Genomic DNA, 22,876 nt, shown 5'->3' with positions numbered 1-22,876 from the left:
AAATAATTTTGGATGGACCGACGTATTTCGATGATGAGTTGATGTTTATTATAGATTGTCCAATTGATTGTCTTTTTCATTTTTACTGATTGTCCAAAAATAGCCTAGAAATACAAAGCGTTTGGCCGTAGGGACAATCGGTCTACGGTCGTAGATTCCTTGTGAATTTGGTCGGTCTGCATATTGATACCCATAGATTGGGCTAGCGCCAAGAACATTACTGACGGAGAAATGGATAATTTTTTGCTGGCTGTAAAGAAACGACCAACTCATAGACAGACTATTGTAGCCTTTTGTATGGCCATTCATGAATACTGTTTGGTTGGGATCATTGTAATTTCTGCCGGATACAAACGAATTTGTCAAACTGAGCTGTGAACGTAGGCTTGATAGCCAGTATTTTCCAACGATATAGAAACTGTGTTTGTAAACATAAGGGGGAGTGACTGTCGTCGGATAATTCGCTTCATTTCTCTTACTGTCCGTATAGGAATATGAAATCCAGTATTGGAGGTTTTTGATGCTGCTGCTGTTTTTATAAAATAAATCAAAGCCTTTGACCTTACCGCTTCCGTTATTGTCATATTGGCTGTCATATTTTGGAGTTATACTATTGTATTTTGCCAAATTGTTATATTCTTTGTGATAGGCTTCTAAGCGAAGTAAGTGCCCTCCACGCGCATAGAAATAATTTGCGATATAATGATTTGCCTCCATCCAGTCAAGTTGCGGAGCATACTTTAACAGCGGTGTTGGCGCCTGCTGATGGAAGTTCCCATAAGCAAGTGAGAGCTGCGTATATTTATTTAACGCATAGCCCAGCGAAGCCCTCGGCTCTAACGTGCTCTTCGCCTGCAAATTGGAGGAAGTTTCTCGTAGGCCAATCTTCCCGATTAAGTTCGGGAGGATGCCGAAGGTAGTTTCCGTAAATACAGCGGTCATCTTGCTATGATAACCATAGCTATAGCCAAGGGTTTGTCGGTGATATTCTTCTTGATAATTCGTGTCGAAATATTCTATTCCTCCAATACTTTTAATCTTATTGTTCCAGATCTTGCTTAGCGTTGCTTTTAAGTGAAGACTCTTTTCTTCATTAGGGAGGTAAACGTCATCGTAATGCAGCTTATCGGTCAGGTAGCCTAGGCCAACACCAGACTGGAATGTCCATCGGTTTCCTAAATTCTGACTGTAGCTGATGTTGGCGTAGGCATTGTTGGATTTCTTTTTCAATGGGACAGGTTGCTCATAATTGATGTCCGCTTGGTAAAGTCCTATATCTTCGAAATTGTAAGCCCCATAAATATTTAGAAAACCTTCTTTAAACTGATGGCGATAAATCATTTCTCCAGAAGCGTTTTCATAGGGTTTCGTCCATTTTATATCTGGTGTAATAATTTTGGAATAGGGTTTTAAGTTTGTATAACTGCTGTTGAAGGTGAGGGAGTTTTTGCCCCATTGTAAGGTATGTCCTAACCCTAATCCAACGGAAGATAGCGAAAGCTCTGTTTTGGACTGTTCTATGGCATTTTTGGTGTTTAGGGCTAGAATGCTGGACAGCGCATTACCAAATTCTGCAGAATAGCCGCCTGTAGAGAAATTCACGCCTTTAAAGAGCATGGGTGAAAACCTGCCCCTTACAGGGACTTCGTTTGGTGTTGCGGTGTAGGGTTGGGCTACTCTGATTCCATTGATGTAGGTCTGTGTTTCGGAAGCATCTCCACCGTGGACCATAAGACGTCCATTCTCTCCCCCAACCTGTGCTCCGGGCAATGTTGCTAGTGCGCTGATGATGTTTCCCATGCTGCCTGCCGTAGTGACAATATCCAATGGACTCATTACCGTGTTTTTTCCGGAGCTATTGGCTTGTAGAACCCCTGCCTGAATCGTGACTTCCTGTAGGCGATTCTCACTTTCTTGCATTTGAATAATCAGCAATTCTTTTTGGGGTAGCTGGATAGACCTGTTATATGTTGGGAGGCCCACAACAGACGCTTTAATGATTTTAGTACCTTGTTCACTGGTCTCAAACACGAAGTTTCCAAGCGAATCGGTGGTGCCGCCATCATAGGTGCCTTCAATATAAACATTGGCTAAATATATAGGTTTGCCGTTTTTGCCCAGCACTTTCCCTTTCAAGATGGACTGCGCCGATACGATGGTAATACTTAAAAATAGTAAGGTTAATAACAGCTTCATTTTTCTTTAATTTTATTCAAATATCAGCGGCTGTAAGTGTTCCTGCGAAAAAGAGTGGATGGAATGTCAAAATATCATGACGAATTGCAGGATTCCAACTTTATGCTGTAAATTGATATCGAAAAACAAAATTTCCTCCATAAATAAGTTCCGCAATGGAAAGTGGAGAATGCGAAAAATTGCTTTTATATGCGACGTACTTATAGCGGATATAAAAGTCATTTTACTTTCGTTTGATATTGAAAATAAGGGTTTAAAATTAAGTCAGAAAAATGCGAATAACCATTTTAGATGACTATCAAGACGCTGTCCGAAAGTTGGACTGTTTCAAAATTCTTGATGGTCACGATGTCCAAATATTGAAACAGTCCTATTCAGATCCGGCTTTACTGGCCGAAAAATTGAGCGATGCGGAAGCGTTAGTGCTCATCAGAGAACGGACGCGAATTACAGAAGACCTGTTGTCTCAGCTTCCCAAGCTAAAGTTAATTAGCCAGACGGGCAAAATTTCAAACCATTTGGATTTGGCTGTTTGTAGCCGTTTCCATGTGGCTGTTGCTGAAAGTATGGGCTCTCCTGTTGCTCCAGCTGAATTGACTTGGCTTTTGATCATGAATGCCCTCCGTGGTTTACCTAAGGCTCTTTCAGATATGGACAAAGGCCTATGGCAAACGAACATAGGAGATTGTGTCGCCGGGAAAACAATAGGGATATGGAGCTATGGAAAAATAGGGAAGCGAATAGCGCAATATGCAAAGGCTTTTGGTGCACAAGTAATTGTTTGGGGAAGCGAAAATTCCCGAGAGGAAGCTGTAAGAGACGGCTTTTTAGCTGCTGCCAGTAAATCCGATTTTTTTCATTTTTCAGATGTTGTTACTCTACATCTTAGGTTAGTGCCTGAGACGCGAGGTATCGTAAAGCTCGAAGATCTCCGGTCTATGAAGCCGACAGCTCTTTTTGTCAACACCTCTCGTGCTGAGTTGGTTGAAGAGGGGGCACTATTGACCGCGCTCGAGACAGGTGTTCCAGGGATGGCTGCGGTAGATGTCTATGAGTCTGAACCAATCTTTGATCCTAACTATCCGTTATTGCAGCTGCCAAATGTGCTTTGTACGCCACATATTGGCTATGTGGAGAGAAATGGTTACGAACAATTATTTAGACTTGCTTTTGAGAATATTGTAGCCTTTTCCGGGGGCGATCCACAGCATATCGCTAACCCCGAAGTATTGACCCGCTAATTAAATGAATCGGCTATACATAGATGAATAATTTTACGCATTTAGAACAACCAACAGGTCGCGTTATTGTGGTCGGCGGTAAGGAATATCTTTTTTTTGGTGGAACTTCCTATCTAGGGCTGGCAACAGATCAAGCATATGCTTCTATTTTTATAGAAGGTATACAGCGGTATGGTATCAACAACGGCACTTCACGAAATAATAATGTGCAACAGGCCATATTTGATCAAGCCGAAGAATATGCAGCAAAGCGTTTTGGTTTTGAAGCAAGCCTGTTGCTCTCAAGTGGGTATTTGGCAACGCAATTTCTTGTAAGAACCTTGGCGACCGAAGGAGAAGTATTGTATGCTCCCGCTTGTCACCCTTCTTTATGGCTAGATAAGAAGCCCGTCGCAACTGGGCATTTTGTTGCGTGGGCCAATGCAACGATCGAGTATATCAATCATTCAGCCCAAACATCATTTATCATCGTTAGCAACAGCTTGGACAATATGCGGCCAGAATTGTACGATTTCACTGTTTTCAATCGTATTGATCCGGACAAAAAGATTATACTGCTCTTGGACGATTCTCACGGAATAGGAGTTTTGCGCAAGAATAGCATTTCATTGGATAAAAGTAGTGTTCAACAAACTAATATTGAACTGATCGTCGTCGCATCCTTGGCAAAAGGCCTGGCAACAGATGCAGGATTGATTTTGGCCGATGGGGAACGGATCAAGTATCTCAAGCGATCAAACTTTTATACAGGGGCTTCCCCAAGTTCACCAGCGAGCTTATATGCATTTGTTCATGGAGAGCAGATCTATCTACAGCAATTCGAAAAGCTGCGGTATAATATTGATTCCTTCAAAACACATATGGGATCTGGATTAAACGCTGTTGCTAATTTTCCGGTCTTTTCTTCAAAGGATACGGGCCTTTATGCGAGGCTGATGAATGCTGGAATACTGGTTTCAAGTTTTCCTTATCCCCTCGCTACAGATCCCCTATTAAATCGAATTGTGGTAAACGCACACCATACCAAGGCAGATTTGGATCAGCTAAGTCATGCAATTGGCATATATTGATTTTTATATGACAACTAATAAGTCAACATCTTGTAAATTAGATAATTGTTTTTATTTTTGAGGTCTATTTAATGGTTGGTCGGACGCAATGTCTCGTTAATTGATTGTAAATGTTTGGCTTTTGGAAGCTTATTTATCAAAAAAGTATTTAAATAATTTCCATTACTCATTTTAAAACAATACTTTTGCATCCCCAAACATTAGTTGGCTTAAGGGTTGAAAAATAAATAATTACAGTAAAATAGATATGACTAAAGCAGAAATTATTGCAGAAATCTCTACCAAAACTGGCTTAGAGAAGGTAGATGTTCAAGAAACCGTAGAGGCGTTCTTTAAAGTTGTCAAAAACGCAATGATCGGAGGAGAAAATGTATATGTAAGAGGTTTTGGTAGCTTCGTAGTCAAAAAAAGAGCTGAGAAGACTGCAAGAAACATTTCAAAAAATACAGCAATCATTATCCCTGAACACTTTGTTCCTAGTTTCAAGCCAGCTAAAATTTTCGTAGAGAAAGTAAAGAATGGCAATAAATAATCTTTAAAATAGATTAAAATGGCAAAAACCAAACAGATAATAGTAATAGGATCAGTAGTAGCCTTGGTTGCTGTGCTTTTAGCGCAGCCTATTAAAGGTTTGGTGAACAAAGAAAAACAAACTGCTGCAGCATCTGAGTCGAAGCCTTCCAATGAAGTTAATTTGGAAAATATATCTTCGATGACAAAACAAGGTTTAGATGCTAGTTTAGTCAAAGAAATTTCCGATATTGAGGGCCAAGTTGCAAAAGCTTCTGGAGAGGATAAGATAAAGCTGTTGCAACAGTTGGCAAATAAGTGGGATGATGTCGCAAAACCAGCCCCTCAGGCTTTCATCTATGAGGAAATGGCAAAGGTTTCACCGAAGTTTGAATATTGGTTGAAAGCAGGTAATGCTTATCGTGCCGCTTATACAAATTTGCAGGATTCTACTTTAGCCCAAGCGTTGAATCAAAATGCTATTCATGCATATGAAGCTGCGTTAAAAGCGAATACAAGTAGTTTGGATGCAAAAACAGGATTGGGTGCCGCAATGGTATCAGGAACGAATAACCCTATGGCAGGTATTGCCTTATTGCGCGAAGTCGTTGCTGCCGATCCTAAAAACTTAGAAGCAAACAAAACTTTGGGGTTGTTTTCATTACAATCCCGTCAGTTTGACAAAGCCATCGAGCGTTTTAAGACCGTTATCGATCAAAAACCCGATGCTGAGTCATACTTTTACTTAGCCACAGGCTATGAAAATATTGGGATGAAAAAGGAAGCCGTTACAGCTTTTCAAAAAAGTAAGGAACTGGCAGCCGATCCTTCCCTATCACAATTCATCGATCGAAAGATCGCGGAATTGAGCAAGTAATTAATTTATTATTTTATAATCATTAAAAAATTTAGCTATGCCAAGCGGAAAAAAAAGAAAAAGACACAAGATGGCTACTCACAAACGTAAAAAACGTTTAAGAAAAAATAGACACAAGAAAAAATAGTCTTGTGATAAGCTTTTAAACATCTTGGCCCATTTTGCTGAGATAGCTTTACGAAACGATCTACATGTCTGTGAAGGGGATGTAGATTGTTTTTTTCGTTACAACGTTCTTTAAATGTTTAATCGGATACCCAAGATTGCGATAGGATATTGCATAGGTATCAAAAATGAGTAGCTTTTGGTAAAGGAATTAATTATCGATTCAACTCCTGATAAAGGGGTAACTATTGCTTTACTACAAGATAAGCAGCTTGTTGAACTTAACCGCGAGCCCGCAAATAATAACTTCGCCGTTGGAGATATCTATCTCGGACGTATTAAGCGAATTATGCCTGGGCTTAATGCAGCTTTCGTAGATGTAGGCTACGAAAAGGATGCTTTTCTACATTATTTAGATCTGGGTCCTCAAGTTCAATCTTTGCTAAAGCTTACGCGTATAGTGAAGAATGGCAGTTATCAAGAGAAACTGCTCAATAGTTTAAAACTTGAAAAGGATATCGATAAAGCTGGTAAGATCTCTGATGTCTTAAGCAAAAATATGCTCGTGCCAGTACAAATCGCCAAAGAACCCATTTCAACAAAAGGACCGCGTCTGAGCTCAGACCTTTCAATAGCGGGTCGTTTTGTCGTTTTGGTACCTTTCTCAAGTACTGTTTCCATTTCCAAGCGTATCAAAGGTAGTAATGAACGCAATCGCCTAAAAAAGATTGTCGAAGGAATTAAGCCAGCTAATTTTGGCGTTATCATTCGCACAGTTTCCGAGGGTAAGGGTGTTGAAGAACTACAACGTGACTTATTGGACCTGATCTCAAAATGGGAGCTATTTACCAAACGTCTTCGTAATGCTGAACCGCCTCAAAAGGTTCTTGGCGAAATGGATCGTGCATCCACTATTCTACGAGATATTTTGACAGACGAGTTTTCGCATATTTATGTTAATGATCCTTCGATCTTCGAAGAAACAAAATCATATATACACGATATATCTCCAGACTTAGAGAAAATTGTCAAACTTTATAAACATAAAGAGCCAATTTTTGATCATTTCGGAGTTGAAAAGCAAATCAAGGCAGCTTTTGGCAAAACTGTAACATTGCCGGGCGGTGCGTACCTCGTTATAGAGCATACCGAAGCCTTGCATGTCATTGATGTCAACAGTGGTAACCGTTCTGCTAATAAGGAGAATCAGGAAGACAATGCATTGCTGGTCAATATGGAAGCAGCAAAAGAAATTGCGCGTCAGCTGCGTTTGCGTGATATGGGCGGAATTGTAGTCATCGATTTTATCGATATGCATAAACCCAATCATCGAAAAGAGTTGTATACGTTCTTAAAAGAATGTATGGTAGCGGATAGAGCGAGACATACAATTTTGCCTCCAAGTAAATTTGGATTGGTTCAAATTACACGTCAGCGCGTTAGACCTGAAATGAATATCGTCACAAACGAAAAATGTCCGGCTTGTGATGGTACAGGTGAAATCCGATCAAGTATTGTCCTCATGGATGATATTGAAAATAATTTGAGCTTTATCCTTCAAGAACAGAACGAAAAGAAGGTGACCTTATGTGTTCACCCTTATATAGACGCCTACATTAAGTCTGGTTTGATTTCTAAAAGAATGAAATGGTTCATGAAGTACGGAAAATGGATTAAAGTAAATCCAATGACGTCATATTATCTAACTGAATTCCATTTCTTCAATGCGAAGGATGAGGAAATCAAGTTATAATAGAAAGAGATTAACGAAAAGGGTTAGTAGTGATACTAACCCTTTTTTGTTTTTATATTATTGTGTTGTTTAAACCCAATGGATAATTATGCCGTCTTTTTCCATTTTGCGGAAGTAAGTCATTTGCCTTTTGGCATAGCGATGTATTTCTGTCTCCAGTTTTGCGGTAAAAGCAGGATAATCGAGCTGCCCAAGGAGATGGAGTGACGCATATTTATACTCCAAACCATAGTATTGAAGCTGCTCGTGTGTAATACCTTCTGTCAAGAGCCCGCACACTTCTTCTAAGAAGCCTTCATTCAATCGTTGTTTTAATCTTTGGCTAATGTGTTCGCGTCTGATTTCCAACGGAGGATTTAATCCGATAACAATGCTATCTACCGCTTGTTGCTGGACGATGTGATCGGGGTGATTCTCTAAAAACGCTAATATTTCTATTGCTCGGATTATACGTTTTTTTGTCGAAAGATCGATTTGAAAGTTCACAGGTAGCGTATATTCCTGAAGACGTTCTAACAGCTCCGTCTCTGGATATGCAAGTAATGACTCCTTGAAGCCTTTGATTGATGGGATCAGCGCATAGGGATTTTCTTGGATTACACTTTGAATATATAAACCTGTACCACCACACAGGATGGTATATTTTCCCTTTTCTAGAATGGATTGTTGGGCTTGACGGAAGTCAGCAATAAAGTTTCCGAGATTGTAGCGTTCTCCCGGTTCATGAATGTCGATAAGATGATAGGGAATATCTTGGTATTCCGATAGGTCTTTTCCCGTACCGATGTCCATCCTTCGATAGATTTGGCGGGAATCAGCACTGATGATTTCAGCATCAATGTGTTGGGCCAGTTGGACGGCCAGTTTCGTTTTTCCAGAAGCTGTAGGGCCTAAGATAACGATAACTTTCTCTTTGGGAACGGTTTGCTGTTCCAAAAGAGAAAGTGTATATTTTAATCTGTCTATCACAGAACAAATTTAGTCCATTTTTCTGTTCCTTCGTTATTTTTTACGACAGTATCGATAAAAGCCATGCCTCTTACGCCATCGTAAACTGTTGGGAAATCTTGTTGTTCAGCTGTAGGGGTTTTTCCTTCACGTTTGGCTGTAACTGTTGCCGCAAAATTACGATAGATATTCGCAAATGATTCTAATAGCCCTTCAGGGTGACCGGCTGGTACACGGGTATTATGTGTTGCAAAAGAACTCAACGTATAAGGCGCTGCGTAAGCATTTCCTGTGCGATAAAGCTGACGAGGTTGATCAAGCATTTTGATAATTAAATTGTTCGGATCCTCATTAGCCCATTCCAATCCACCTTTTTCACCATAGATTCGGATACGAACAGCATTTTCTTCTCCGGCTGAAATTTGCGAAGCCATCAATACGCCTTTAGCACCATTTTCGAAACGTAAAAGCACCGAACCATCGTCATCCAATAGACGGCCTTCAACAAATGTTGTTAGGTCTGCACATAGCTCTTGGATTTTTAAGCCCGATACATATTCCGCTAAATGCGCAGCATGAGTACCGATATCACCCATAACCAACGATTTACCCGAGCGTTTCGGATCTGCACGCCAAGCGGCCCCAGCATTACCCTCGCGTTCCGATAAACGGCTCAACCAACCTTGTGGATACTCAACAACAATCTTTCTGATCTTACCGAAGTGACCTTCTTTGACCATTGCTTTAGCTTGTTTAACCATTGGGTAGCCTGAATACGTATGGGTAAGGCACAGAGTACGACCAGTACGTTCTACCGTTTCTTGTAATTCTTTTGCTTCTTCAACGGATACTGTCATTGGTTTTTCAACGACAACATCAAAACCTTTTTCTAGCGCTAATTTAGCGGGAGCAAAATGTAAAAAATTGGGTGTTACGATCGTTACAAAATCCATGCGTTCGCCTTCGGGAAGCAAAGATTCTTTTTCGATCATCTCTTCATAGTTTAGATAGACACGCTCAGGAGCTACAAATAAGTCTTCTCCAGATTGTTTTGAAATCTGTGGATCAATACTAAATGCACCACAAACCAGTTCAATCTTGCCATCCATAAAAGCGGCAATACGGTGTACAGCTCCAATAAAGGCATCGTTTCCGCCTCCGACCATACCCATGCGAAGTTTTCTCTTCATAACGTTATTATTTTTGATTATTTATTTTTCAAACTTTTACAGTGTACAATATACACAATTTAGCTTATTTTATGTATAAAATCATCTTGATGCTACCCATATTTTCTTTGGGAAAGCCATTGGGGAACTGCTCCCTAAGCCCCTTTAATTCATCTGTATTTCGATAGGTATACCGCTTTGTTCCTGTGATCCAAAAGCTAATCGGTGCCGTAATTTCTTTCGCAACGAACCCAATTTTTTCGAGCGAAGAGTGTTGGCTCCAATCACGGTCGGTGAAAGTCATAATGTCTCCTGGCGAGAAATCGCTACAAAAGGCTTTAATTAATTTGCTTAGGCCTCCTATAACATTAATACCTGTTTTATTACAAAAACGTATTAGTTCAAATGAGCGATAGTCTTCATCTTTATTCAACATTCGACGCCCTCCAGAGAATACCGCGACCGCGACAAGCTCTCCCTGTTCATAAAGGCCATAACGATACTTGCCGGGAAGAGCGGCTTGTAAATGATGTTCCACGAGGAACTGTAAACTCGTTCTTTTGTCAATCCGGGCAAATACAGTATTGCGTGCGTAAATGCGTTTGTCATTTTTTGTTCTAGAAACAATGCGTCTGACGATCAAATCAAACTTTGTTATTAATTGGTCTTCATCGATATGAATGCAAGGGTCGGAAGTATCACTTCTAACGGATTTGTTGTGAGGATATAGTAAAATGTTAATTGCTAATTCCGGAGAGGATATTTGTATAAATCCATCATCCTGGCAAAACCCTAATGGGGCTTCAAGAGCTTGCTCGAGCCTAAGCTTGAACTGTGTTGACAAATTTATAAACGAAGGATCCATAAAACAAAAGTAACTTTTATGGAAGTTTTGACGAAATATTCACTTTTAATAATTATCCGTACCTTTGTACCGAAGAATATAATGGTGATACAAGGTATCCTTGTTAAAAAAGTACAATGACTCAGGGTGAGCAATCAGCCTGACATAATCTGAAATTAAATCGTGCTAAAATTACAACAGGTGCCAAGTGACCTTTAAAAGCAAACAGCGTGTAACGGACTCAGGTATAGCAATGAGTATCGGCACTTATAAATAATTATAATACATATGAAACTTCCGATAGTGGCGTATGGCGATCCTGTATTAAGAAAGGTCGCTGAAGAAATAGATGAAGACTATCCAGATTTAAAGAAATTGATTGATGATATGTTCGATACCATGTATGCAGCTCATGGTGTTGGGTTGGCAGCTCCACAGGTAGGTTTGCCTATACGTATGTTCGTTATCGATGCAACTCCTTTCGCAGAAGATGATGATGAAAACAAAGAAGTGCTCCAATCGTTCAAAAAAGTTTTCATCAATCCTATCATGGTTGAAGAGTCTGGTGAAAAATGGGCTTTCGGTGAAGGATGTCTGAGTATCCCAGATATTAATGAGGACGTATTGCGTCACAGAAATATTCGCATCAATTATTTAGATGAGAACTTTGAAGAACATGAAGTAGACTTAACAGGTTTGGCTGCACGTGTGGTACAACACGAATATGATCATATTGAAGGTAAACTATTTACCGACAAATTGAGTGCCTTGAAGAAAACGATGCTGAAGGGGCGATTAGATGCTATCGCGAAAGGAAATATTCGCGTTGGTTATAAAATGAAATTCCCACAGCAAAAGAAAAAGCGTTAGTTCATACTAACGCTTTTTCTTTGTTGCTTCCTCCGCGTAAAATTGATTGGAGATCAAAAATATCCGCGTTCGACCCACTGATCCATCCTTTTAATCCATTTTTGAGACCGAATTGGTCATCCAGTAAGGCGTGTTATAAAAACTTCACACGCGAAGAAGGACTTTCCTCAATCCAACCGGGGTAAATATAGACGATATTTAACGGCTGTCATTCGTATTAAAAATACAACTGCTGCCCCAATGAAGGCCGCCCAGGAAAGATCAAGATCAAGATGTACCAGCAAGATGTAAGTGAGGCCACCACCTAAACAGGCGGTAGCGTATACTTCTTTTTTAAAGATTAATGGAGTTTCGTTGAGTAAGACGTCGCGCGTCATCCCCCCACATACCGCGGTGAACATTCCAAAGATAATGGCAGCATAGGTATTGCTTTCGTAGTTGAGTGATTTTTGTACCCCCAGGATAGTGAAAAAACTAATTCCGATGGCATCAAAAAGTGTCAAGGTACGATAATAACCATACAATTGTTTATTGAAGACAATGGCAATTAAAATTCCGAGGAAAATGGCGATGAGATAATTGCTATCATTGACCCATACTGGGCGCAGATTTAAAAATATATCCCGCATGGATCCACCGCCAATGGCTGTCACAAAGCCTAAAAAGGCTGCCCCAAAAATATCAATATCTTTACGTTTTGCCGACAGGGTGCCTGATATTGCAAAAAATAAGGTGCCAAGCAAATCGCTCAGATAAAAATAGTTGGCATCAGTAATCATGGTAATCCTTTTTAAATCATTATATTAAAATCTCCAGTTGACGGTACCCCATATCGCTTACACCAATGGGGATAAATCTCCTTTTATTGGACAAATTTAGGAGAAATCTTGATAGTTTAAATTTACAGAAAGGCGAATAGCTTTCAAACCCGCGATTCCCTGTACATCCTCCAATTTTAAATGTTCGATGGTATGCTCAATGATGCCCATGTCGTAGATTGCCTTTATACTCAACATGAGATCCTCTAGGATTTCATCCGATAAATAGACAATCGCAATTTTATTGACCTGGGTAAGTCGTTCTTTGGTTCGCTTTATCCGAATTTTGTCTATCCTTTTTTTGATTATTTCATAACGGATATTGAGAGATCCCTCTACATCAAACCTCCGTTCATCTTCCCGAAAGCTAATATCAATGCTATGTGGATTGATAAAAATCAATTGTGTTGTTTCTAAAGTCAGAGGAAGAATATCTTTCGCATGGTAAGCTTTCAGCGTAATTCTAGCCATCGAAATAATTTGCTGACGCCTAAATACATTGATAAATTCGTAGCTGAAAGGTTGTTGTGGCGTAATGGATTCGCCGATATAAATGTCATATTCAATACCGTCTGTCCTGAATTTTTGAAAATAAGATGGATAATTCCCCTGGATGAAGCTATTGAAATGATCCAGTTCTCTACTGATCAATTGATTGATCTGGCGTAAAGAAGTTTCAAATTCATTGCGATAAAACTCACCTGTGTCCCGATTGGTGAAAAAATGCTTCGCATAATGTTCGATCACCTCTATTTTTGACGGGAATTGCTTTCTGGCTTCTTCTAAAAATGGCTGTACATCTTTCCTAAAAAACTCAATGATCTTGACCATCGACTCATCAAAAGAAATATGGTCAAGAGATTCTGTAATTTGATCAACACGTGCTGAAAAAGTCATAATCAACTTGTGCTTTCCATCTAAAGAGAGCTCATCAATAAGCATTGCGAGCTGTTTGACCTTGAAGCTAAAGTCTTTCAGAATGGAGGCGTTTCGTATGATCGTTGAGTCTTTGACATCGACAGCACCATAGAGGGGATAGACATCTTCAAATACTACCGCCTTAATATGCGCATCCCGACTGTCGTTTTCCAGTTCCTGAATGTACTGGGCCGCAATATGGTTAAATTTCCACTGAACCGAAGGCTGTATGGTCGTAAACCGGTTGATGATGATATCGTCGATACGTTTTTTAAATTCTAGGGTGATATCCTGAGATAGTTGTGATAAAAGGGGGACCAAAGAACCTAAGGCTTGCATTGTATCATTGTCGAGCTGATCTTGTTCACGGCTGTATATTTCCAATATGCCTGAGAGGGAATGATTATGAATGAGTGGAATACACAGATAGGTCGTTACTCCCGAGCGACTAATCCGTTCGTCGAAAATGGATGTGGTATTTCGGAGGCCATTCGTCGCATTATTTGTATAAAATATAACATGCGGATGTTTTAGGTAGTCCGCAAGTTCAGGATTGATCTTGAATGTTTTATTTGCGGTATACGCTTCCGCAATCAAGATGCTTTTATTGGTGATTGAATAATCGAAAAATGGGACCCCATTTAATTGGAATAACGGAAATAAACTAAATACGGTTTCAGCCCCTTTTAATAGCGGTGTGATGATTTTTTCTAAATCAGCGAAAAAGAGATGATAATTGTATGTCGGCAGATCCAAGAGAATGGACTGAATGCGACGTAAAGTATGTTCCGTACTGGTCTTTCTGAAAGTTACAATACTAAATCCCGATAACTCAAAATCTTCCAGTTTAACGGTATTGATAACGGTATTCCAATCAAAAAGCGAATCACTGGGATTTTCCGATAAACGACCTATATCAAGCGCAGGAAGTGTTTTTTTTGCCTTGATCTCAACAAATTTGAAATCGATGTCCAAATCGTAATAATCGACGATCTCCCCCCGATCATTGAGTTGATGATAAACAATACTGCTGTTTTCATTGGAAGAAAAGCCATAGAGTCGCTCGAAGATGAGGGTATAAAAGAGCTTTTCTTGATTGGTAAGAAGGCTTCCGGTACGCATCTTCCCTTGAATTTCTTGCTCGACAAGCTGATGGCTAACTAGGTCGAAAAAGGCTTCCGTTCCATAAAAGGCTTCTTCTGCTAGGGCTGTTGTGAGTGCCCAATACCTTTTTGGAGCAGTGTCAATCAACGATACGGAGAGGCTATAAATCAATTGCAGAATATCTTTATAGGCTTTGAGGTTATGCTTGCAGAGTTTCCCGTTGAGATGTTCTATTTCTTTGATGCGTTCCAATGCATACAAAGGAATCATATCATCGGATGAAGTGCCATTTTCAATAAAAGATTCCAGGTATTTGAAAAATGGTTCAAAGTCTAGCCTGCCATTTGCATACGTATTGGCCGTTTTCTTCGTTGTGAGTTGTACTTTCTTTATCTCCATGGATCGAAAATTTTAAAAGCGGAAACCTGTGCTGAAATAGGGATACCAGCCTTCATTGGATTTCGTCATGACAAAATGTAAAGGAAGTGCATTGGCGACGATATAATAAATGCCTCCGCCCACACCCTGATGAAACTTATCGTTGTTATAGCCCTTTGCCCATACTTTCCCAACATCATACATACCCATTAGTCCGAATTCACCTGGAAGAACATAGCTTTTGACATCAAGTACTTTAACACGAGCCTCTAGGTTATTATAAAGCATCTGTTGCCCTGCAAATCGGTACTGGCGAAATCCTCTGAGATTTTCATGGCCGCCTAGAAATAGATATTGATAAAATGTAGGGTTCCCGACAACGGTGCCCCCTCCTGTTCTATTGGCGAATATAATACCTTCATTGAATGCACTAAAATAGCCGGTCATTGCAGCACTTAACTGCGCTGAATTTTTTGAGTACTGATTGAGTCCAAAATAGGAATTCAAAGCGGCTTCAATATATAGCCCTTTACTTGGGTTAATCTTTCGATTACGGGAGTCTTGTGTTAAAAAGGCATTGATACCTGCAAAAGCTTTGTCTTTGGTAATCGATAAACTATCGTAAGAATGTAAAGCTTGGGGATTTAAAATAAATCGATCTTCATTTTCAATCGGATCTAAGTGGTAAAATTGGATATGCGGACCTACGGCAAAGTTTAATGTAGCTGAAGGTTTCCACCTTAACTGTGGATTGATATTGAAAATATTGAATCTACTTCTGTAATATTTTGCACCATACTGTTCCTTTAAGAAGAGCGAGTTATTGCCTACGCCGAAGAAATTCTGCGTGTTGTCAGGAGCTTTTGCTAGCGCATCGACAACAAGATCCGCATCCCCGACAACAGCTATCCATTCGCCCCTATAGTGAATTTTATAAGCTCCGGTCCGGAAGGCTGTTGCTACAGTAAGTTGTTGCTTATAAGTAAAGGGACTTTTTCTAAATCCACGCTGATGTGTGTAAGCAGCGCCTAGCCCCAGCGAAAAACCGTCATCAGCATTATAACCCGCAGTTACCAGGGGAAGCCAGGTGTTGTACAGGTTTACAGGAACAAATTGCGTTTTGGTACTATCTTGTGCATAATGAAGCTTTATTTTGTTCTTTTCACCCAGTAAAGTGGAATTTTTGGTGTTTTCGTAAAGCTGTATTTTCGATTTGCTTTGGTTGATCACATAAGTCTTTGGCGTGTTATCTCCTATAATTCGGAGTTTTATAGGAGAATTTGCGTTATCGATGACAACAGAGTCTTTTCCCTCAGCCAAATAGAGACGAATTTCTTTTGTCAGGGAATCTTTATAGGTTTTGTCCATCAATGCTTTGGTGACCTTACCATCTTTATTGATCTTCGAAACTTTGACTTTTAAGTTTTTATTCGCTGTGCTGTATATTTCTACTTTTTCGTTTTTGTCGCTGAGATGAATATCGACAATGTTATTAATGAAATTGTAATACTCTTCCATCGCCATGGGCAGTGCATCACGACGGCTTTGAAGTGTTTTAAAAATTTGCTCTCCACGAATAGCAATGGACGATTGCGGCAGGCTATGTACCGACTCCCATAATACCGAATCTGTGAGACGAGCTACAAATTGCTTGACCTCTTTGGTCCATTCCTTGTGAGGAAGCTGGTTGCTCGGATGAGCATTTAAAAAGCGTGATTTAAACAAAGAATAGCGAATATCGGGAATACCGGTCGTGAAACCTTGCATGACTGGGTTGACAAATTGCTGATAGATATCTTTCATCAGAAAACCTTGTGTGACACGTAGTGCCTGATCCCGATCGCGGGGAATAGGAATATAGTCTTTATCGTGATCTGTGCTATCCTGATTTTCATTGTACCAACGCCATTGATCCTCGTGTCGATCCCAATCGCTTACCAGTACATCCAGCATTCTTGCGCGGAGATATGCCTTAGCCTTAAAGTTATCGTCGTTATCTTCCTGTAGTTTTCGTACAGCTTTCGGGCTGTTGTCTGAATCACCAAGAGGCTCGCGTTCTTCTAGTAAAGCCACCGTATGCTCAAAAAGCGGAGCATATTCACCCAATATGCTGTCTTGTGCAACAACGCCGATGATTGGATGGGCATGTGGGACGTTCACGGCATTTGCCAAAGCGGGGATCATAAGCGCAGAATAGGGATGCTGTGCGCTAGTGGCATCGTCCAAGACATCCTGTACAAAGGTGCCATGTAGCTCTTCTGGTATAAGGGATTCAGTCCTTTTATTGACTGATCGCAGTGCCCATTCCTGACCGCTTGAATCTGTAAGTCGTAGAGAAACCGATTGCATCCCGCCCCCTTGTTTAACAGGACGCAGTCCCCCGTATAAGGTTGAAAGTTGGAGCAAAGGTAAGGTGGTTTCTGCAGCCCATTCTTTGCGGTAGTTTTCGCCAAGGAAGAACTTTTTGAATTTACTGGCTTTACCATATTTTGCATTTGCAACGATACTTACACTGTCCTTGATGACGGTTTTAGCAAAGGACTTGCCCTGATGTGCAGGTGACTGTGTATGTTTTTGTTGTGAATAAACATGACTAGCAAGAAAAATAAGAAAGAATGGTACAACCTTTTGCATGCCTATTTTTGTTCAAATTTATAAATGATCCCTTTATCCTGATTACCGGCTTCGCTGCTGATGTAAAGATTGAATTTTGAATCAAAGTTAATGCCTTCAGGTTGAGGGAAGATCTTCGGATCTAATGGAGAGAGCGATTTTACACGAAAATTCTCATCGGTGACCACAAGGGCTTTGTCTACAGAAGATAAGATATACCATTCCTTACTGTCTGCTTTTTTAGCTAACGCGGAGGGTTTGAACGTTTTCTTAATTTTAGCATCAAATGCCTGAAGTTGATCAAGCTGGATGGCAAATTCTCCTTTCGGCTGAAATTGACCATGCTCGTCAATTGAAAAGACATAGCCAGAGGTTTGCGGTTGTTTTCTATCGACCTTGCATTCTTTACATAATACGTATGCCTGGTTACTTTCGCGGTCAACAAAAAGTCCCTCGTACTCTCCTTTTGGGAGTAAATTTTTCTGTTCAACAACGTTTTTTATATCGTCGTTTTCGGCAATCGGAAAGGAATAGATGCTGCCATTGCTCTTTAAGATAAAGAAATGTGTATTGCTTATCGAGATATCCTCATAGTCGCCATCTTTTCCGAAAGGGTTGAACGTGACTTTTTGTGTCGGTTGGTTAAACTTATAAAGAAAGCCCTGCTCGTCTTGGATGGCATAAATATCATCATCCTGTCCCGCGAGAAAGGCTATCCCGGATATTTCTAATAATTCGTCTGGCAAACTCATCTTTATGCCCGAAGATAATGTATAGGGTATTTGTTGCGGTTTTTCAGCTTGAACATGAGCGAGCTTGTTGTTATTTTCCTTGGCTGTATTATTCGGGTTGCAGGCGAGAAAAATAGCAGAGGCTAAGCCTAATGCCATCGTTGTCAATATCGTCGGGTTTTTCATCATTATATGATTAAATTTAAATTGATGAAGTCATCAGGTTTCTGAATGAGCTTACGTGCAATGATTATTTTGTTGGGCTTTCAGGGCTGGTCATGCTTTTATGAGATGCCCTGCTGAATAGTCCTATTTTTTCATTTTACCTTTCAAATAATTAAGGATTTGTTGCTGAGAAACATTCTTCTGTTGTGTTTCTATTGCCTGATTTTGCCCATGTTCATCCAACAAAGTTGCTTCGGTGTCGTCCGCAAACTGAATATCGAACAGTTCCTGTATTTGATGTGCTAATGTCAGATTCAGTAGCGGAAAGCAAGTTTCTATACGTCGGTAAATGTTGCGGTTCATCCAGTCCGAAGAACCCAGATACACGCTGCTTTGGGCTTGATATTGAAAAATAAATATTCTGCCATGTTCTAAATATCGTCCTACAATCCGTTTCACGACAATGTTGTCGCTCAATCCAGGTACTTGTGGTTTTAGTCTACAGATTCCTCTAACCAATAACTGCAGTTTTACCCCTGCCCGGCTTGCTTCATACAATTTATTGATTAACGATTCTTCTTCCAGATTGTTTAATTTAATTTTTATTGTAGCTGTGTCTCCGGCTTTAGCAGCTCGGATGGCCTGGTCGATCAGGGATAAAAATGTATGTTTGAGGTTGAACTGTGCAATCAGTAGATGACTAAAAGACAGCTCATTTGGACTATGGGGTTTTCTCCGGGCTGGTAAAAACTCGAATAGCATATTTAATTCGTTGGTCAATAGCTTATTTGAGGTGATGAGGAAGTAGTCTGTGTAGACCTTCGCCGTTTTTTCATTTAGATTTCCTGTACCTAGCAATGCACTTTCTCGACCTTGTTTGCGTTTGACCAGCGCTATTTTGGCGTGTACTTTTAAATTGGGGATACTATAGGTGATTTTTACACCCTGTTCTTTCATCAATCGAGCCCAATGTATATTATTTGCTTCATCAAAGCGCGCTTTCAATTCGACAAATACATTGACTCTTTTTCCATTTTTTGCTGCGGTAGCGAGTGCTTGTGCGATATGAGAATCACCAGCAATACGGTATAAGGTCGTGTAAATCTCGTCTACGGTTGGATCTATCGCTGCCTCGTTAAAAAAACGCAGTATGGGGTCGAACGATTCATAGGGAGTACAGATCAACAGATCCTCTCGGTCTATTTGGTCAAAGATAGATTCTTTGAAATTCTGATTCGTATTAATTTGCAGCTGTTTTGGATAAGAAAGTTCCGCTATTTTAATCGGAAATGAAAATAGATCCTTAAGATTGTGGTAGTTTCCGCCTTCGACAATGCTACTTTTCCGCAGATCAAATAATGTTGCCAGTGTTTCTATCAACTGTTTTGGCAGATTTGGCTGGAATAGAAAGCGTGTCGCATAGCCAAGGTCACGTTTATTGACTTCCGTCTCGATTTTTTGGGCAATATCACCCTCAAATTCATCTTGGAGATTTAATTCCGCATCCCTTGTGATTTTAAAGGAATAGAAATTTAATGATGTATTTCTTATGGCTTCAGGAAAAAATGCTTTGATAATATCATCTATGAGCACAACATATTTATTCCCATTGATCTCACAGGTGAAAAAGCGGCCAATATGATTTGAAGGCACATTTAGAAAGAATACCGCTCCAGTATTGTCGTCTGTAACGACGAAGTAGAGCTGATTGTTGATCGGGAAAAAAGAGGTGTCATCAATCGGTATAATTTGGAGGTAGGAGGCAATTGTGGTAAAGAAATATTGGGCTGCTAGGTCTTTTATTTCGGCAGGAATAGCTTGATTGTAAATTAAGAGTATATCTTCTTTTGCTAATTCTTGGATAATATCAGCTAGTATTAGGCCAAATTTTTCCTGTTGTCTATTGATGGTTTTTGACGCTTTTTTATAGGTCCCAATATCTATGTTCGGAATGAGCTGTCCGGGATTTTGCTTCATTATTTTTTTCCAAGCCATCAGTACAGGCATTCTAACCCGATAAAATTCATCCAGATTGGATGAGAAAATAGCGATAAACTGTAGTTTTTCCAATAAAGGGACCTCCTGACGACCAGCTTGGTCAAGTACCCTATCATTGAACGACAGCCAGCTGATGTCTCTGTTGATATAAAGATCTTTCTTCTTCATCCGTATAAATTTATGGTTATGGCAACATGCTTACAACAACATCAATAAATGATCCTGTCTATTGGTCGCTAATGATTGATTTAAAGGCGGCATCTTTTTAAATAAAAAAGAAAGTTTGAACAACATGATCCTGACATATTCCGCTGTGTTTATAGGATCGCATTAAAATATGGTTGCGACGACAAAAGAAACAACCGATATAACAAGGCCAAACATAAAAATTCCATATGCGTATCGTAGGAGTTTGTATTTTCGGCCTAATACCACACCTTGCGAATAAACATCCTTGGTAAGCATGCCATATAGAAATTCCGAATCGACCATTACCTTCTGCATGCCCTCATTGTAGTCGTCGAGTTTCATCTTGTAAAAGTTCCCAAAAAAGAGCAGATTGACTGATTTTTGTTCGATTTCCTCCTTTGAGAATTTACCAGAGGGAATTTTGGGTATTGTTGACAGTATTGCCATGACCATGGTTGCTACCACGGCCGTTGTTAAGATAATTGTTGGGATAATAAGGTGCTCGTTGGCATCTAGTTTCCGAAATAAGACAGCAATCACAACGGAAAGAATAATAGAATTGACCGTTAACAAGATGTTGGCCTTATTGTCTGCCATGTCGCTTAATCGCTGATTGTTTGAGGATGTAATCCGGAACATTGTTTCTATCCCACGTTCTGGCTTACTGCCTTTATCCTTTTCCTTCTTGTCTTCTTTTTTGCTTTCTTTATTTTTTGAGATAGATTTCTCCTGTTTTTTCTCCAGTTCTTTTAGATTCATCTCCTTTTTGGCATTGAGCTTTTGCTGCGCATATTCAGTATGGTAATGATGGCTCATTAATAGTTTGATTGTGCCCGCCCTCCATACGTCTTTATCGATCTCCTTCCCTAGTACTGCTTCAGCTTCGGCTTTCATCAGTTTGTTTCTGGTAACGAAATCCTCGTTCCCAAAATGAAATAGGTCCGCGTCGCAGAGAATTTGCTCCAGCAGGTTTGTTGGATCCTGAGGCATTCTCGTTGCTAAAATACAACCTTTGATTTTTTCCTGTATGGCTTCCGGTATTCCTTTATCCTGGAGAAAATTGAAAGCAATTTCGACACTTATCTTCTCATGACCGATAGCATTGTCAGATTTTACGTAGCCGAGGTCATGAAAGTAGGCGGCACTAATAACAATAAAGTGATCCTCCTCTCCTAGTTTATAGTGCGATGAAATCTCCTCCGCAGCACGTACAACAGAACGTGTGTGTATCGTATTGTGAAAACAATGGCAAACTGAAATATTTTCTGTAATATAAGTTTCAGCATATTCTTCTACCTGTTTTAAAAGCTGAGCATAATCTATCATGGACCAATATGGTTTTATGTGCAATAAAAGTATTTAATATCTTTAATTTCTTAAAAATAAGGTCTTCTTTTTTGTTATTTATTAACCTAGATCAAATTTACTGAAAAAAGAGATATTCCAATAGCTGTAAAATTGCCTGTTATATAAGTAGATAGTTGATTGTTAAAACAGATCGTTAATCGGATAAGATCTTTCAATATAAGTCATGACGCTCAGGCGAACTGGGTTTGGATAGTTTTATGATGCGAGCGACCCATGGTTCCTCCCTAAGCGAGGAAGAGTTCTGGATTGCTTATCCTTTAGTTTAGTTTTTGTCTATAGTTAGCTTAGTCTTAAGTTAGGTTTAGTTTAGCTATAACCTAAGCTATACCTAAACTAAACCTAAACAAACCCTAACTAAACCCTAAGTAAAGTGGTAAGAAAGTATAGCTATTAAAAGAGGCAATCAAGAGCGTTGTATGCTGTCCCCTTTTATGTGCTGCGCTGCGGTATCCTTCCGGTGTCATCTTTCCGGCGGCACAATTTTCCGGTCTTTCCGGCACGGATTCTACCCGGGGATGCCGCGCAGGCTTTTAAAAGAGGATCCCGACCGGATTATGCAGCCTGATGTTCTTTGACCTTTGACTGCTATCTTCCTGCCTATGCCCGTTCGCCGACTGCGCTGCCATTCCCGTCCGACTTTAGTACTCTCTTGCGCAAACCACTCCTTTCCGGTGTTCTGAGCGGAAGCCCGCACGGGAAGCTGGGACTGAAATCCGCTGCAGATCTTAGGAAAGTAGCCTTTTTGCCGCCTTCTGCGCAATCCTGTGGACAAAATCCAAAAAGAATCTCGCACCGTTACAGGTAGTTAAGGGCGAAATGAAAATAATAAGAACAAAAGGCTTGGAAGTTTGTTAGTAAACTCCCTATCTTTGCACCACTCCGCAAGGGAGGAACGGTTACCCCGAAAGAGGGAACGATGAAAAAAGAAGGGTTTAAGAGAAGCCTGACAGGATTTAAAATCCCGCTCAGTTTATTTTAAACGCGGAAATCGAAAAAAAGAAAAAGAAAAAA

Annotated in this window: 16 protein-coding genes; 6 read left to right on the top strand and 10 right to left on the bottom strand. The window is 40.0% G+C overall.

Going from position 1 to position 22,876, the window contains the following annotated elements:
* Positions 1-48: 48 nt before the first annotated feature.
* Positions 49-2,196, bottom strand: a complete 2,148-nt coding sequence (locus tag M2419_RS14995) for a TonB-dependent receptor (RefSeq protein ID WP_259255303.1) — start codon at positions 2,194-2,196, stop codon at positions 49-51.
* Between the two features lie 272 nt (positions 2,197-2,468).
* Between M2419_RS14995 and M2419_RS14990 the strand changes: the two genes are divergently transcribed.
* The 5 genes from M2419_RS14990 to M2419_RS14965 all read left to right on the top strand — a co-directional run bounded on the left by M2419_RS14990 (position 2,469) and on the right by M2419_RS14965 (position 7,752).
* Positions 2,469-3,437, top strand: coding sequence for a D-2-hydroxyacid dehydrogenase family protein (locus tag M2419_RS14990; protein WP_153847970.1), 969 nt, complete (start codon positions 2,469-2,471; stop codon positions 3,435-3,437).
* Positions 3,438-3,460: 23 nt separating this feature from the next.
* Positions 3,461-4,507, top strand: a complete 1,047-nt coding sequence (locus tag M2419_RS14985; RefSeq protein WP_159729879.1) for an 8-amino-7-oxononanoate synthase — start codon at positions 3,461-3,463, stop codon at positions 4,505-4,507.
* A gap of 247 nt (positions 4,508-4,754) precedes the next feature.
* A complete protein-coding gene (locus M2419_RS14980) occupies positions 4,755-5,039 on the top strand; it encodes an HU family DNA-binding protein (protein WP_046673299.1) in 285 nt (94 codons plus the stop codon).
* Between the two features lie 18 nt (positions 5,040-5,057).
* Positions 5,058-5,894, top strand: a complete 837-nt coding sequence (locus M2419_RS14975) for a tetratricopeptide repeat protein (RefSeq protein WP_070562796.1) — start codon at positions 5,058-5,060, stop codon at positions 5,892-5,894.
* A 304-nt stretch (positions 5,895-6,198) separates the two neighbouring features.
* Positions 6,199-7,752 (top strand): Rne/Rng family ribonuclease, encoded by a 1,554-nt coding sequence (locus M2419_RS14965; protein WP_046673301.1) that lies wholly within the window; start codon positions 6,199-6,201, stop codon positions 7,750-7,752.
* Positions 7,753-7,821: 69 nt separating this feature from the next.
* On the opposite strand, the gene miaA is transcribed toward M2419_RS14965, so the two are convergent.
* The 3 genes from miaA to M2419_RS14950 all read right to left on the bottom strand — a co-directional run bounded on the left by miaA (position 7,822) and on the right by M2419_RS14950 (position 10,734).
* Complete coding sequence (gene miaA / locus M2419_RS14960; protein WP_153847972.1) at positions 7,822-8,721, bottom strand: tRNA (adenosine(37)-N6)-dimethylallyltransferase MiaA; 900 nt, start codon at positions 8,719-8,721, stop codon at positions 7,822-7,824.
* Entirely contained in the window at positions 8,718-9,890 is a 1,173-nt protein-coding gene (locus M2419_RS14955) for a Gfo/Idh/MocA family protein (protein ID WP_153847973.1), read from the bottom strand. Before M2419_RS14955 ends, miaA begins: the two co-directional genes overlap by 4 nt.
* 64 nt (positions 9,891-9,954) lie before the next feature.
* Positions 9,955-10,734, bottom strand: coding sequence for a hypothetical protein (locus tag M2419_RS14950; RefSeq protein ID WP_153847974.1), 780 nt, complete (start codon positions 10,732-10,734; stop codon positions 9,955-9,957).
* Positions 10,735-11,001: 267 nt separating this feature from the next.
* Between M2419_RS14950 and def the strand changes: the two genes are divergently transcribed.
* A complete protein-coding gene (def, locus tag M2419_RS14945) occupies positions 11,002-11,583 on the top strand; it encodes a peptide deformylase (RefSeq protein WP_259255302.1) in 582 nt (193 codons plus the stop codon).
* A gap of 167 nt (positions 11,584-11,750) precedes the next feature.
* Here def and M2419_RS14940 read toward each other — a convergent pair whose 3' ends face one another.
* From M2419_RS14940 to M2419_RS14915, 6 genes are all read right to left on the bottom strand, one after another.
* The gene (locus M2419_RS14940; RefSeq protein ID WP_153847975.1) at positions 11,751-12,362 is read right to left on the bottom strand and encodes a trimeric intracellular cation channel family protein; all 612 of its coding nucleotides are present in this window, start codon (positions 12,360-12,362) and stop codon (positions 11,751-11,753) included.
* 96 nt (positions 12,363-12,458) lie between these two features.
* A complete protein-coding gene (locus M2419_RS14935; protein ID WP_153847976.1) occupies positions 12,459-14,822 on the bottom strand; it encodes a GAF domain-containing protein in 2,364 nt (787 codons plus the stop codon).
* A 12-nt stretch (positions 14,823-14,834) separates the two neighbouring features.
* Positions 14,835-17,435 carry a hypothetical protein gene (locus M2419_RS14930; RefSeq protein WP_153847977.1) on the bottom strand — a complete coding sequence of 867 codons (2,601 nt, stop codon included), beginning with the start codon at positions 17,433-17,435 and terminating at the stop codon, positions 14,835-14,837.
* A gap of 2 nt (positions 17,436-17,437) precedes the next feature.
* Positions 17,438-18,334: an AvrE-family type 3 secretion system effector gene (locus M2419_RS14925; protein ID WP_227550322.1), complete on the bottom strand. Its 897-nt coding sequence runs from the start codon at positions 18,332-18,334 to the stop codon at positions 17,438-17,440.
* A gap of 120 nt (positions 18,335-18,454) precedes the next feature.
* On the bottom strand, positions 18,455-20,476 hold the full coding sequence (ppk1, locus tag M2419_RS14920) for a polyphosphate kinase 1 (RefSeq protein ID WP_159729871.1): 2,022 nt from the start codon (positions 20,474-20,476) through the stop codon (positions 18,455-18,457).
* Positions 20,477-20,638: 162 nt separating this feature from the next.
* Positions 20,639-21,823, bottom strand: a complete 1,185-nt coding sequence (locus tag M2419_RS14915; protein WP_220801567.1) for a Pycsar system effector family protein — start codon at positions 21,821-21,823, stop codon at positions 20,639-20,641.
* Positions 21,824-22,876: the final 1,053 nt, after the last annotated feature.

The sequence above is a fragment of the Sphingobacterium sp. BIGb0116 genome, from assembly GCF_024808035.1.
GTDB lineage: Bacteria > Bacteroidota > Bacteroidia > Sphingobacteriales > Sphingobacteriaceae > Sphingobacterium > Sphingobacterium paramultivorum.
Note: the sequence above shows the minus strand (reverse complement) of the source record. Positions and strands in the feature narration are given on the sequence as shown.